Here is a 13617-nt window from a genome sequence, read left to right on the forward strand (position 1 = left end):
CACAGCGCCGGTCTCCCCGACCGGCACCCTCCCTCACCCCGCGACGTGGGCCCTACGCGACCCCAGGGGTGGCCCCGTGGCCGCCGGGCCGGTCCGCGCCGGGGCCGCGAGCCCCCGGCCGGGGCTGTCCGGCGACGGCTGCGCCCCTGCGGTGCCCGGCTCGCGCGCGGCGACCAGTCCGCTGATCGCCGAGACCCTCGTGTACACCCCTGGGCGGCCCGGCTGCGCACAGCCACTGCCCCAGGAGACCAGCCCGATCAGTCTCCCGTCCGCCACCAGCGGTCCCCCGCTGTCGCCCTGACAGGCGTCCCTGCCGCCCTCCGGGAGCCCTGCGCACAGCATGGACGCCCGCCGGTAGACCCCCTCGATGCTTCCCGGGTAGACCCGTTCGCACAGGCTGTCCTCCAGGACGAGCACGCCTGCCGCGCGGAGGCCGTTGGAGTAGACGCCATTGCCGTAGGTGTCGCCCCAGCCGTAGACGGCGGCCGAGGTGCCCGGGCGGTATCTCGGGTCGTCGGTCTGCGCCATGGGCAGCGCGCGACCGGCCGCGACCGGGTTCTTCAGAGTGAGCACCGCGACGTCGCCCTCATTGGTCACGGCGTTGAAATCGGGGTTGACCCAGGTGTCCTTCAGCCCCACTTCGGTCCCGCTCGCGCCGCGCAGATCGTCGCGGCCGACGATGACCCTCAGGTCCGTCGCCTCGCTCACGTCCACCCCGAGCACCGCCCGGCTCAGACAGTGCGCCGCCGTGACGACGGTCCTGCTGCCCACCAGCGCCCCGCCGCAGAACTGTCCCGACCGCGCGGCTCCGAACCGCTGGCGGCTCGCCAGGGCCACCGCCCAGGGCGCCTCGGAGGCCCGTACCGGCTGACCTCCGATGACGCCCCGGTCCCCCGCGGCGGCCGCTGCCGGGAGGGGCACCGCCAGCAGCAGCGCGAGAGCGCCGGCCAGCGGGTAGCTCAGCGAACGCATGCCCTCTCCTGACGGTGCGGAGTCCCTTGCACACCCAGGGTCAACCCGTGGGGCGCCCCGCGCATCCGGAAGCAGGGGCCCGCGCCCGTACCCCGCCAAGCCCGAAGGCCCGGCACCTCCGAGGAGGTGCCGGGCCTTCGGGACCGCTGATCGCCGCGCGTCAGTCCAGGTAGTCGCGCAGCACCTGGGAGCGGGACGGGTGACGCAGCTTGGACATCGTCTTCGACTCGATCTGGCGGATGCGCTCGCGCGTCACGCCGTAGACCTTGCCGATCTCGTCGAGTGTCTTGGGCTGGCCGTCGGTGAGGCCGAAGCGCATGGAGACCACGCCGGCCTCGCGCTCGCTGAGGGTGTCCAGCACGGAGTGCAGCTGCTCCTGGAGGAGCGTGAAGCTGACGGCGTCGGCCGGCACGACCGCCTCGGAGTCCTCGATGAGGTCACCGAACTCGCTGTCGCCGTCCTCGCCGAGGGGCGTGTGCAGCGAGATGGGCTCGCGGCCGTACTTCTGGACCTCGATGACCTTCTCCGGGGTCATGTCGAGCTCCTTGGCCAGCTCCTCCGGGGTGGGCTCGCGGCCCAGGTCCTGGAGCATCTGGCGCTGCACGCGCGCGAGCTTGTTGATGACCTCGACCATGTGCACCGGGATGCGGATGGTGCGGGCCTGGTCGGCCATCGCGCGGGTGATGGCCTGACGGATCCACCAGGTCGCGTAGGTCGAGAACTTGTAGCCCTTGGTGTAGTCGAACTTCTCGACCGCGCGGATCAGACCGAGGTTGCCCTCCTGGATCAGGTCCAGGAAGAGCATGCCGCGGCCCGTGTAGCGCTTGGCCAGGGAGACCACGAGCCGGAGGTTGGCCTCCAGCAGGTGGTTCTTGGCGCGGCGCCCGTCCTCGGCGATGATCTCCAGCTCGCGCTTGAGCTTCGGGGCCAGCTTGTCGGAGTTCGCCAGCTTGTCCTCGGCGAACAGACCCGCCTCGATGCGCTTGGCGAGCTCGACCTCCTGCTCGGCGTTGAGCAGCGGGACCTTGCCGATCTGCTTGAGGTAGTCCTTGACCGGGTCGGCGGTGGCACCGGCGACCGCGACCTGCTGCGCGGGCGCGTCGTCCTCGTCCTCGTCGGACAGGACGAAGCCCTTGTTCTCGCCGGTCTCGTCCTCGTCCTCCCCCTTGCCGGGAGTGGGGGTCTCGTCGATGAGGTCCTCTTCGAGGAGCTCGTCGGCGTCCTTCTTGGCGGCGGTCTTCTTGGCCGCCGTCTTTTTCACGGCGGCCTTCTTGGCCACCGTCTTCTTGGCTGCCGTCTTCTTGGCGGCGGTCTTCTTGGCGGGCGCCACCGCCTCGTCGCTCTCGGCGTCACCGTACGCCGCCGTGGCGGACGTGGCGGACGCCGCGGACGCGGTCTGCCTGGCCGTGACCGTCTTGGAGGAGACGGCCTTGGTGGCGGTGCGCTTCGCCGGGCTCTTCGCTGCGACGCTCTTGCGGGTGCGCTTGGGCGCCTCGGCGGCACTGACCATCAGCGTCACACCCTCCTCGTCGAGGACCTGGTTGAGGCTGCGCAGAACATTCTTCCACTGGGTTGGCGGAATCTGGTCAGCCTCGAAGGCCCGACGCACGTCGTCGCCGGCGATCTGCCCCTCGGCCTTTCCCTGCTCGATGAGCGCCATCAGAGACTCGGATTCGGCGATCTCCGGCGGGAGCGTACGGGATGTGCTGGCCGACACGAACAACCTCTCGGAACGATGGAAACGGCTTCCGGCCCCGGTCCTCCCTCGGCGGGGAACCGGTTCCGACGACCGTCGGCAAGGATGAACCGACGGCGCGCGGGTGACGGGTGCAGAGGGACACAGCGCCGGATACGGGGCGTGTATTCCTTCCGCGGCCACCACCTCTTAAGTCATCGCACTGTCTCAAGGAGCGTTACGCCCAATCCTCGTGGCCCGAGTCACACCCCATAAGGGATCGAAAGCTGCCCAACTGGACAGAACCCATCAGCCTGTTACCCCCGATCCGGGCTCCGCCGGCACCTCCGCCACCCCCAAGGGCTCGCACGTACGGCCACGCAGCCTGCCGTACGCGCGAGCCCGGCGGCGCGGACGGGGCGCGACCCGGCCGTGCGATCCGCCCGTCCCGCCCCGCGCCGCCGCCGGACGTCAGTGTTCGCGCGGCGCGGGCACCACGCGCTCGACGTCGGGGTGGGTGACGAGCAGCTGCCGCATCGCGGCCTCCGCGCCGACGGCGTCACCGGTGCCGAGCGCGTCGACGATCCTGAGGTGGTGGCCGACACCCGCCTCCGTGGGGCGGTCGCAGCCGCCGGAGGGCACGCCGGAGACGTGGAGCGCGGCGGTGACGATGCCGGCGAGGTGCTCCAGCATGCGATTGCCCGCGACCTGCAGCAGCAGCGAGTGGAACTCGGCGTCGGCGCGGGTGAAGGTGAGCGAGTCGCCCTGGGCCAGCGCGTGGCCCATGATCTCGGCCATGTCGGCCAGCCGCTGCTGGACGTCCTCACGGCCGTGGCCGGCGGCGAGGCGAGCGGCGAGCGGCTCGATGGTCCAGCGCAGTTCGCACAGCTCGCGGCGCTGGTCCTCGCGCTGCGGCCCGAAGGCCCGCCACTCGATGATGTCGGGGTCGAGCAGGTTCCAGTCGCTGACGGGGCGGACCCGGGTGCCGACATTGGGGCGGGCGCTGACCAGACCCTTCGCTTCGAGGACGCGCAGGGACTCACGGACGACGGTGCGGGAGACCTCGAAACGCTGCCCGATCTCCTCCGGGACGAGCGGACGGTCGGCCCCGAGATCGCCGGAGACGATCATCTGGCCGAGCTGCTGCACGAGCTGGCCGTGCAGCCCGCGGCCCCGGCTGCCGGCCGCACGGCGGCCCGCCCTGCTCAGCTCGGCCTCCCCGTCCCAGGCCGGCGAGGCTCCGCGGTCGGCCCCGGCGGCCTCGGCATAGGAGTAACGGTCAAGCTCGCCCGAGCCTGCGAGGCCGGAGTCGGCGGGGCGAGCCGCGGTCATCATGGTGTGCGCAAGGGTACTCACGCCTCCTTTGTCGGCGACACCCTCAACTCCCTTGAGGTCTTTGGTGAAAAGCACACGAAAGGGTGATCGCCCATTACCTCACAATTGACGACCAATCGGACAGAAGCGGGCACCCTCCGGGGTGGTGCGACTGCGGAGCGTCATCCCCGCCTTCGCCCACGGCTCCACGAGCCGTACGCGGTCCGGCGCGTCAGCGCGGCCTGCCACGCAGCACGGTCATGACGTAGGCGCCGAGCAGCGCCAGGAGCGAGAGCGCCAGAGCCAGGCCGCCGGGCCGGTCCACGAGCCGCAGCGCCTCGGCGGCACCGCCGTCCGCGGCGGCGGGCCACCGCACCACCGCGGTCGAGTGCAACCGCTGCGGCAGCCCGGCCGACGAGCGGGCCGCCGCCGGCTGGACCAGCACGCTGTCGAGGAAGGGCACCACCAGCGTCGGCACCACCAGGACGGCGAGCAGCCCCAGCGCGGTGGAGCGGAAGAGTCCGGCGGCCAGCAGTCCGGCCCACGCGCAGCCCAGCGCGAGCCCGGTCCAGCCGACGAGCAGCGCGGCCCAGTCGCCGGGGGCGGCGGTGGCGTCGTTCCCGTAGAGCAGGTGCAGGCCCGCGATGTCGAGGACCAGGGACACCAGCGCCAGCAGTACGGCCGCGACGGCCGTCGACAGGAGTTTGGCGCCGAGCAGGCTGAGCCGGCGCGGGACGGCTCCCTGGTCCGGGGCCAGCGCCGGGTAGCGGAACTCCTGGCCGAAGGCGAGCGCCCCGATGACGCCGGCGCCGAAGGCGGCCGGGGGCAGGGGCAGGAAGGTCGGCCAGCCCGTGAGCTGGCGCGATGCCGGTGTACCGCCGGTGCACACGAGGAGCACCGAGGCGAGGAGCGAGACGGCGAGGGACGCGGCGGCCACGGTCCAGCCGGTTCCCACGCCGGTGGCGCGGTGCAGTTCGTAGCGCAGCGACCAGACCGGACCCGGCGCGGGCAGGCACGGCTGGATCCCGCGGGGAACGCCCGGTGCGAGCGGGTGGGGCGCGTGGGTGTCGCCGGATCCGGGGGCCCGGCCGTCGGCGCGGCGCAGGGGCCGTACGGGCCCCGCGTCGGCGGTCTCCTCGGCGAGGCGGTGGACGAGGATGCCGTGCCGGTGCGCGGTCTCACCGACGGCGGCGCAGCTGCTGCCGTAGACGGAGAGCCGCCCGCCCCCTTCGGGGACGATCTCCGGCCGGGGGCCGCCCGAGGCCGGGCCGGGGAGCTCGGCCTCGGCGGCGAGGACGTGGGCGAGGCGGTCGGCGAGCGGTGAGTGGACGACGACCCGGGGCCGCAGGCGGCCGCGGGCGAAGTCGGCGACGGCCTGGTCGGCGACGAGCCGGCCCTTGTCGATGGTGACGACCTGGTCGGCGATGCGGGCGGCTTCCTTCGGGTCGCTGGAGGTGACGAGAACGGCGCCGCCCTGCGCCGCGTAGCCGCGCAGCATCCCGTGGAGCCAGGCGGTCTCGCGGGGCGAGAGCTCCTGGGCGGGCTCGTCGAGAACGAGGGTGTGGGGGTCACCGAGCAGCGCGGCGGCGAGGCCGAGGCGACGGTCCATGCCACGGGAGCAGTCGCCGATGCGCTGGTCCGCGAGTCCGGTGAGTCCGACGACCTCCAGGACGTCGTCGACCCGGCCGACGGGCAGGCCGCCGGCGGCGGCGAGCATGTGCAGGTGGCTCCGGGCGCTGCGGGCGGGGTGACCGGGGACGTCGCCGAGCAGGACGCCGATCTCACGGGCGGGATGGGGGATCCGGTCCAGGCTGCGGCCGCGGAAGAGGGCGATGCCCCGGCCGGGGTCGAGCCGCAGGATGATCCTCAGGGCGCTCGTCTTGCCGGAGCCCGGGGCGCCGAGCAGGACGGTGACGCGTCCGGGGTGCGCCTCGAAGGTGAGGTCGTCGACGGCGGGCAGCCCGTCGCGGCTGGGGACGCTGGTCAGTCCGATGGCCTGGATCATGGCTTCTCTCGCGGGGCGTGAGACGGCTCGACGGCATGCCGCAGCACCATAACCCGTTATGTCCTATTTGCTACGTAAGGGGTGCTTCCCTCGCGCCGTGTCACCCACGGCGCCGCACGCCCGGGAGCAGTGACGCCCCCTGGGCTCCCCTAGGCTTCCGGCCGCAGCATCGGCGGGTTGAGCAGCGTCGCCCCGCCCGCCCGGAAGAGCTGGGCGGGGCGGCCGCCCTGCCGCGTCGTCGTCCCTCCCGTGGGCACCAGGAAACCGGGGGTGCCGGTCACCTTGCGGTGGAAATTGCGCGGGTCCAGGGCGACGCCCCAGACCGCCTCGTACACGCGGCGCAGCTCGCCGACGGTGAACTCGCGCGGGCAGAAGGCCGTCGCGAGCGACGAGTACTCGATCTTGGAGCGGGCCCGCTCGACGCCGTCCGCGAGGATGCGCGCGTGGTCGAAGGCCAGCGGAGCGTGCTCTTCCTCGCGGACGTGACCGGTCTCCTGCTCCAGCAGCTCGTCGACGGGCGCCCAGCGCACGCTGTGCGCGTCCCCGCCGGGGCGCGGGGCGGGCAGGTCGGGCGCGAGAGCCAGGTGCGCGACGCTGACCACGCGCATGCGCGGGTCGCGCTTCGGATCGCCGTAGGTGGCGAGCTGTTCGAGATGGGCGTCGTCGGGCCGGGGCGGCCCGGCCGGGTCGTAGGCGTGCAGTCCGGTCTTCTCCGCCAGCTCGCGGGCCGCGGCTGTCGCCAGGTCCTCGTCGCCCCGTACGAAGCCGCCCGGCAGCGCCCAGCGCCCCTGGAAGGGCGGATCCCCGCGGCGGACGGCCAGCGCGCACAGCGCGTGGCGGCGCACGGTGAGCACGACCAGGTCGACGGTGACAGCGAAGGGCGGAAAGGCCGACGGGTCGTAGGGCATGACGCGATCATAGTCGTCTGCCTGACGATAAACAGGGTCTTGGGCGGGGTCCGCCACCGGCCCGTCGGGAAGGCTCGCGCGCACGGTCTCACACCCCCAGCTGCAGGCCCTCGGCCGCTTCCTCGACCATGCCGAGCCCCAGCCGGCTCACCCGCACGGCGAACGGCTGCTCCGCGACCCGCAGCCCGGTGAAGCGCAGGGCGCCCAGCGGCGCGGTGGCCAGTGGCCGCACCGCCACGCAGCCGGCCGGGGAGTCGGGGCGCACTCCGGCGAGGGCGGTCAGCAGCTGGACGGCACCGGCGGCCGCCACGGCCGCAGGCCGGCAGGCCGCCGGGTGCGGCATGGGGGCGCTGCCGACGGTGCGCTGCTCCCCCGCGTACATCTCCGGCAGGCGGTGGCCGAAGCTCTCCGCCGCGTCGACGACGCCCCGCAGCAGCGCTCCGGCCTCCTTCTCGTAGCCCGCGGCGGCCAGCCCGGCGACGGCCACGGCGCTCTCGTGGACGCGCACCGCGCCGCTACGGTGGCCGAACGGGTTGTGCCCGGGCTCCTTCGCGCCGAGGCTGCGCAGCCCCCACCCGGAGTCCAGGGCGGGGCCGCCGAGGAGCCGGGCGAGCTGTTCGGTCTGCACCTTGTCCAGCAGGCCCGGGGCGTGGCGGCCCGCGCCCAGCAGGCCGTTGTCGAGCAGGTGCGCGGCGGCGCAGCCCAGGTGGGGTATGCGCTGTCCGTCCGCGGTGCGGGCCGCCGCAGGGCGGCCGCCGCCCAGGTCGTCGATCCAGAAATCGTCGCGGAACCGGCCGCGCAGGGCGGCCGCCCAGGCCCGCCAGTCCTCCGCCCCGGGGCGGCCGTGGGCCTCCAGGAGGTCGGCGCCGAGCAGCGCGGCCCGGTGCGCGTGGGCCTGCGTCTCGCAGCGGTACGGGCCGCCGGGCACCGGATCGGCGAGATAGCCGTCGTCGCCCGTGGTCGCGCGCAGCCAGCCGAGGCAGCGCTCGGCGGCCGGCAGCAGCTGTTCGGTCTCCCGCTCGGGCAGTCCCCACCGCCGGGCCTCCGCGAGGACGACGGGGAACAGCAAGGTGGCCTCGATGCCCGTGCAGCCGGGCGGCAGATGCTCCCCCGCGTGCCGCAGCGCGCCGGGGATGCGCCCGGCGTCGGGCCCGGGGCCGGTGGTCTGGGTGTGGGCCAGGGTGCGCAGGGTCCCCGCCGCCAGCCGGACCCCCAGGGGCAGGGTCATGCGGGCCGCCCAGAGCGCTTCGGCCGGGGCGAGGCCGCAGCGCCAGGGGACGCCGGCGGCGAGATGGCCGTCCGCGGGCTGGGCGGGATCGCGCAGCAGCAGCGCGCGCAGGTCGTCCAGCGCGGCCGCGAAGAGAGCGCCTGCTCGTGGGTCGTCCCCCTCGGCCTGGGCGTCGCGCCATGGCTGCGGTCCGCTCCGGGCGCGGGGGGCCTGGGGCTCGGGCGCGTTCCCCCGGCCGGGGGCCGCCGACTGGATCCGCAGCTCGATGGCGCGCGTTCCCCCGGGGGGCAGCTCCAGGTCCCAGCACAGCAGGCCCGCGGAGGCCAGGGTGTCGTCCGGCGGGGGGTCCGCCGTGACCACGGCCTGCAGCGCCGGAGCGGACCAGCGCAGGCCGCCGGCGTGCACGGCGGCGGGGATCTCGGCACCGCTGTGGCCCGCGGCGACCGCCCCGAGCTCGGCGAGGTCGGTGCCCAGGGACACCTCGACGGCCAGGCGCAGGGCCCGGGCCGCCGTGCTGCGCAGACCGATCCGTTCGACGCCCTGCGCCGAGCGCAGCCGTTCCACGGAGACGGCCGGGTCGGGGCCGACGTCTGCCGCCGTGCGCACGGTGCCCACGAAGCGGGCCCGCCCGGCGTCGAGCAGACGGCCCTGCACGGGCACGGGCTCCGCCCCGCCCACCCGCACCACGCAGCGGGCCAGGAGGCGGCGCCCGCCGAGGTAGAACCCGTCGAGGCCGTGCCCGGTCAGCTGCCCGTGCTCGCCGGAGACGGCCAGGCCGGGCAGCGCGACGCACACCAGCGCCGCGTGCACCGGCACCGGCTGCGGGCCGGGCACCCGGCCGGGTCGGGCGGTGGGACGGGCGGACGGATCGGGCGGGACCATGCCTTGCACTTGTCTGGGCTCCCTGCGGGGGTCACGGACGGGGACGGCGGGGCTGCGTTCGCGAGTACTGAGGTGAACGGCGACGGGGCGGCCGAAGTCACGCCGCGCGGGCCCGGGGCCCGGTCCGCCGGGGTCCGGCCGGCCGCTCACGGCCTGCGGTCCTGTCGGCTGCGGGCGGCGCGCCGGTCGCCGCCGTCCCGCGTGCGCAGTGCCCCGGACGGGGAGGCGGGGCCGCCGGGCCGGGCGCTGCGCGGGCGTGTGCCGGGCCGGCCCCCGGGCCGGGGACGATCCGGCTTGCGGGCCCGGTCGGCCGTCGCCGCGCGCTCCGCCTCGGCGTGTGCCGCCTCGTGCAGGGCACGCCCGGCCTGCTCCTCGCGCAGGCAGCTGCGCAGCGGCTCCGGGTCGAGGCCCTGGTTGCAGGCCCGGTGGAGCAGTTGGGCGAAGAGATAGCCGGGGTCGACGGTCAGGGCGTGGCCCAGGGCGACGCGTGCCTCGGGGTGGTCGCCGGTCGACCAGGCGACCCAGCCGGCCAGCGTGACGGGAGCGGCCGCGTACTCCCCGAAGGGCGGCACGCAGCGGCGCGCGAGGGCTCGCCATGTGCGCAGCACGGCCTGTGCCCGCTCGCCTTCCATCCACTCGGCGGCCCGGTCCCGGGTGACGCGGTCCTGCAGGCCGAGGAGGATCCCGGCGGCCTCCGTGGCGGTCAGCAGGCCGTCGTCGCGGGCGTCGGAGGCGGAGCGGTCGGCGAGCGGCGGGGTCCCGTGGAGACGGTCGACCACGGCCCGGGCGAGGTCGAGGGTCCGCCGGCGCACGGCCTCGCTGTCGCCGTCGCACAGGATGCGCGGCACGAGTTCGGCCGCGGCGGCGTCGAGCGCCCGGCGTTGCTCGTCGGCCCTCGCGCCGGTGACGGGCTCGAAACGCGCCTGCATCTGGCGCAGGGTGCCGCGGACCTCGATGCCCGCGTAGGCGGCGGCTGCCGCCATGACGGAGGTGCCGGGGAGCCCGACAGGGGTGCCGTCCGGCGGGCAGCAGCGGGTGTCGGGGCAGCAGTAGGACCAGAACCGGCCGTCGGAGATGCACAGCGCCTCGAACACGGGCATCCCGAGTCGGCCGCACTCCTGCCGCAGCCGCTGGGCGAGGGGCCGCAGCCGCCTCATCACCTCGCGGGCGGGCTGTCCCGGGGCCGGGTCCTGGCACAGGTAGACCACGACGCCGTCGGGCCGGGCGCCGCGCCTGTCGCTGCCGGTCAGGAGGGTCTCGGCGAGCTGTTCGCAGATGGCGGGCCAGTCCTGGCGGGCCGGGGGGATGCCGAGCCTGAGCCGGCCTCCGAAGCGGCCGCGCCCGCCGTGGAGCGCGACCATGACGATGCTGTCGTCGGGATGGAAGCCCAGCAGGTAGGGCAGGGCGTCGGCCAGCTCGGCCGGGCTGCGCAGGGTGACCTGCTGCTCGGCCTCCTCGGCGGCGGTGGAGGGGACGGACGGGCGGGCTGGTTCGTCGGGCTTGGTCATGCCCCGAGGCTCCCGTGGAACTGCCCGAGCCCACCAGCCCTGTGGATAACTCGCGGATATTGTCGTACTAACCCTGTGGACAAGGCTTGTCCACAGGATTGCGGGCTCGTTGGCGCGATGTCGGTGGCCTCGTGTTGCATGGGGGCATGACCAACGAAGACCTCCGTGCCTCGGCCGATGCCGTCCTGGCCCGCCTCGTCGGCGACACCACGGGCGCGGCGCGGCTGCGCGATGACCAGTGGCGTGCGATCGAGGCCCTCGTCGCCCACCACCGCCGGGCCCTGGTCGTGCAGCGCACGGGGTGGGGCAAGTCCGCCGTGTACTTCGTGGCGACCGCGCTGCTGCGCGGCCGGGGCAGCGGGCCGACGGTGATCGTCTCCCCGCTGCTGGCGCTGATGCGCAATCAGGTGGAGGCCGCCGCGCGCGCCGGTATCCGCGCGCGCACGATCAACTCCGCCAACACCGAGGAGTGGGACACCGTCCAGGCCGAGGTGGCCGCGGGCGAGGTCGATGTGCTGCTCGTGAGCCCGGAGCGGCTGAACAATCCCGACTTCCGGGACAATGTGCTGCCGAAGCTCGCGGCGGCCACGGGGCTGCTGGTCGTCGACGAGGCCCACTGCATCTCCGACTGGGGCCACGACTTCCGGCCCGACTACCGCAGGCTGCGCACGATGCTGGCCGAACTGTCCCCGGGCGTCCCGGTGCTCGCGACGACCGCGACCGCCAATGCCCGGGTCACGGCCGACGTGGCCGAGCAGCTGGGCACCGGCGAGGGCGACGGGCAGGCGCTCGTCCTGCGCGGTCCGCTGGACCGGGAGAGCCTGAGCCTGGGCGTCCTGCGGCTGCCCGACGCCGCGCACCGGCTGGCCTGGCTCGCCGACCACCTCGGCGAGCTGCCCGGGTCCGGGATCGTCTACACCCTCACGGTCGCCGCCGCCGAGGAGGTCACCGCGTTCCTGCGCCGCAGCGGGCACGAGGTCGCCTGCTACACCGGCAAGACCGAGAACGCCGAACGGCAGCAGGCCGAGGACGACCTGCTCGCGAACCGCGTCAAGGCCCTGGTCGCCACGTCCGCCCTGGGCATGGGCTTCGACAAGCCCGACCTGGGGTTCGTGGTGCACCTGGGCTCGCCCTCCTCCCCCATCGCCTACTACCAGCAGGTGGGGCGCGCGGGCCGTGGTGTGGCCCACGCCGAGGTGCTGCTGCTGCCGGGCCGTGAGGACGAGGCGATCTGGCAGTACTTCGCCTCCCTCGCCTTCCCCGGCGAGGAGCACGTGCGCCGCACCCTGGAGGTGCTGGCGGCCGCCGACCGGCCGCTGTCCCTGCCCGCTCTCGAACCCCGGGTGGAGCTGCGGCGCTCACGCCTGGAGACCATGCTCAAGGTCCTCGACGTGGACGGCGCGGTGCGCCGGGTGCGCGGCGGCTGGACGGCCACCGGGCAGCCCTGGACGTACGACGCCGAGCGCTACGCGTGGGTCGCGCGGCAGCGTGAGGCCGAGCAGCAGGCGATGCGCGAGTACGCCACCACGGCGGGCTGCCGGATGGAGTTCCTGCGCCGCCAGCTGGACGACGAGCAGGCGACGCCCTGCGGGCGCTGCGACAACTGCGCGGGGCCGCGTTTTCCGAGCGAGGTGTCCGCCGCGGCGCTGGAGGCGTCACGGGGCGAACTCGGGCGCCCGGGCGTGGAGATCGAGCCGCGCCGGATGTGGCCGACGGGGATGTCCGCCGTCGGCGTGGACCTCAAGGGCCGTATTCCCGCCGGGGAACAGGCGGCGGCCGGCCGGGCGCTCGGCCGGCTCTCCGACATCGGCTGGGGAAACCGGCTGCGGCCCCTGCTCGCCCCGCAGGCCCCGGACGCACCGGTTCCGGACGACGTGGTCGACGCGGTGGTGACAGTGCTGGCCGACTGGGCCCGGGGGCCGGGCGGTTGGGCCGGCGGGGCGCCGGACGCCGCCCGTCCGGTGGGGGTGGTCACGCTGCCCTCCCGCACGCGCCCGCAGTTGATCGGCTCGCTCGGCGAACGCATCGCCCGGATCGGCCGCATGCCCGTGCTCGGCGCCCTCGCCTACCGGGAGACGGAGGACGGCGGCCACGTGCCGCGCAGCAACAGCGCACAGCGACTGCGGGCGCTGGAAGGGGCGTTGACCGTCCCGGCACCGCTCGCCGCCGCCCTGGCGGAGGCGGGCGGGCCGGTGCTGCTCGTGGACGACCTGACCGATTCGGGCTGGACGCTGGCCGTGGCCGCCCGGCTGCTCCGGCGGGCCGGGGCCGGCGAGGTGCTGCCACTGGTGCTGGCTGTCCAGGGGTGATCGCCGGGTGGCGGCGCCGACGGCCCGGTGACGGGCGTCTGTTGTCCGCCAGTGGCGCCAATTGATCGTTGCCGCAGGCCAGTAGGGCCACGAGAATTGGAGTGGCTCCCCGCTCCCGCCTGTCCACGGTTCGCCGGGACCGGCGTCGTGGTGCACACGCGTCCACCTGATGCCCGCCCGGCTCATGGGTGTGCAGACGAAGGGAGAATCATGGCCTTGGGCTTCGCTCCACCTCCGTCCGCCGACCCCTGCCCCCGGCTGGGCCGGCTGCTGGAACCCGCCGAGTGGGCCGCGGCGGGCATCCCGCTGCTGAACAACCCGCGCGAGGTGATCACCGGCCTGCACACCCGGCATCTGCCGGCGCCCGCCACGGCGGTCGTGGCCGTGCTCGACCCCGACCAACGGATCGCGGCCAGCGCCTCGTTCCCGCCGCCCGTACCGGCCGACGGCTGGGAGTTCCGCAACGCGCTCCTGGACCGGCTGCGCCGGGTGATCCCGCACGACCTGCGCCGCCGCACCCCGGTCCGTACGGCCGTACTGCTCCACTGCCGTGCAGGGGAGCCGCACTGGACCGAGGAGGACGGTGCGTGGATGTGGGGACTGCGTGACGCCTGCACGCTGCACGGGCTGCGCTGCGGCGCGTACATCACGCTGACCGCCGGGGGCTGGCAGATCCTCGGCGAGGGGCGCAGCGGCCGAAGACCGTGCGCGACCGCCGTGCGCCGCAGCACGCCGCTGACCTCCGGCGGCGGGGCGCCCCAGGCGCACCGCCGCACCGCGGCCCGCTGACGCGCGGGACCACGCCCCGCAGCCGGA

The 13617-nt window shown here is 74.9% G+C and carries 9 protein-coding genes; 2 read left to right on the forward strand and 7 right to left on the reverse strand.

Annotation, left to right across the window (positions count from 1 at the left end; translation table 11 throughout):
- Positions 1-33: 33 nt before the first annotated feature.
- The 7 genes from ACFP1Z_RS26230 to ACFP1Z_RS26260 all read right to left on the reverse strand — a co-directional run bounded on the left by ACFP1Z_RS26230 (position 34) and on the right by ACFP1Z_RS26260 (position 10492).
- Positions 34-972, reverse strand: a complete 939-nt coding sequence (locus tag ACFP1Z_RS26230; protein WP_390320022.1) for a serine protease — start codon at positions 970-972, stop codon at positions 34-36.
- Positions 973-1132: 160 nt separating this feature from the next.
- The gene (locus ACFP1Z_RS26235; protein WP_390320024.1) at positions 1133-2695 is read right to left on the reverse strand and encodes an RNA polymerase sigma factor; all 1563 of its coding nucleotides are present in this window, start codon (positions 2693-2695) and stop codon (positions 1133-1135) included.
- A gap of 423 nt (positions 2696-3118) precedes the next feature.
- A complete protein-coding gene (locus ACFP1Z_RS26240; protein WP_390320025.1) occupies positions 3119-4057 on the reverse strand; it encodes a FadR/GntR family transcriptional regulator in 939 nt (312 codons plus the stop codon).
- 136 nt (positions 4058-4193) lie between these two features.
- On the reverse strand, positions 4194-5966 hold the full coding sequence (locus tag ACFP1Z_RS26245) for an ABC transporter ATP-binding protein (RefSeq protein WP_390320027.1): 1773 nt from the start codon (positions 5964-5966) through the stop codon (positions 4194-4196).
- A 149-nt stretch (positions 5967-6115) separates the two neighbouring features.
- The gene (locus tag ACFP1Z_RS26250; protein WP_390320029.1) at positions 6116-6874 is read right to left on the reverse strand and encodes an NUDIX hydrolase; all 759 of its coding nucleotides are present in this window, start codon (positions 6872-6874) and stop codon (positions 6116-6118) included.
- A gap of 88 nt (positions 6875-6962) precedes the next feature.
- On the reverse strand, positions 6963-8984 hold the full coding sequence (locus ACFP1Z_RS26255; protein ID WP_390320076.1) for a glycogen debranching N-terminal domain-containing protein: 2022 nt from the start codon (positions 8982-8984) through the stop codon (positions 6963-6965).
- A gap of 146 nt (positions 8985-9130) precedes the next feature.
- Complete coding sequence (locus tag ACFP1Z_RS26260; RefSeq protein ID WP_390320030.1) at positions 9131-10492, reverse strand: DUF4192 domain-containing protein; 1362 nt, start codon at positions 10490-10492, stop codon at positions 9131-9133.
- A gap of 146 nt (positions 10493-10638) precedes the next feature.
- On the opposite strand from ACFP1Z_RS26260, the gene ACFP1Z_RS26265 reads away from it, so the two are divergent.
- Together ACFP1Z_RS26265 and ACFP1Z_RS26270 are read left to right on the forward strand one after the other, a co-directional pair.
- Positions 10639-12801: a RecQ family ATP-dependent DNA helicase gene (locus ACFP1Z_RS26265; RefSeq protein WP_390320031.1), complete on the forward strand. Its 2163-nt coding sequence runs from the start codon at positions 10639-10641 to the stop codon at positions 12799-12801.
- 210 nt (positions 12802-13011) lie between these two features.
- Entirely contained in the window at positions 13012-13590 is a 579-nt protein-coding gene (locus tag ACFP1Z_RS26270) for a hypothetical protein (RefSeq protein ID WP_390320032.1), read from the forward strand.
- Positions 13591-13617: the final 27 nt, after the last annotated feature.

The sequence above is a fragment of the Streptomyces gamaensis genome (assembly GCF_042656465.1).
Lineage (GTDB): Bacteria > Actinomycetota > Actinomycetes > Streptomycetales > Streptomycetaceae > Streptomyces > Streptomyces gamaensis.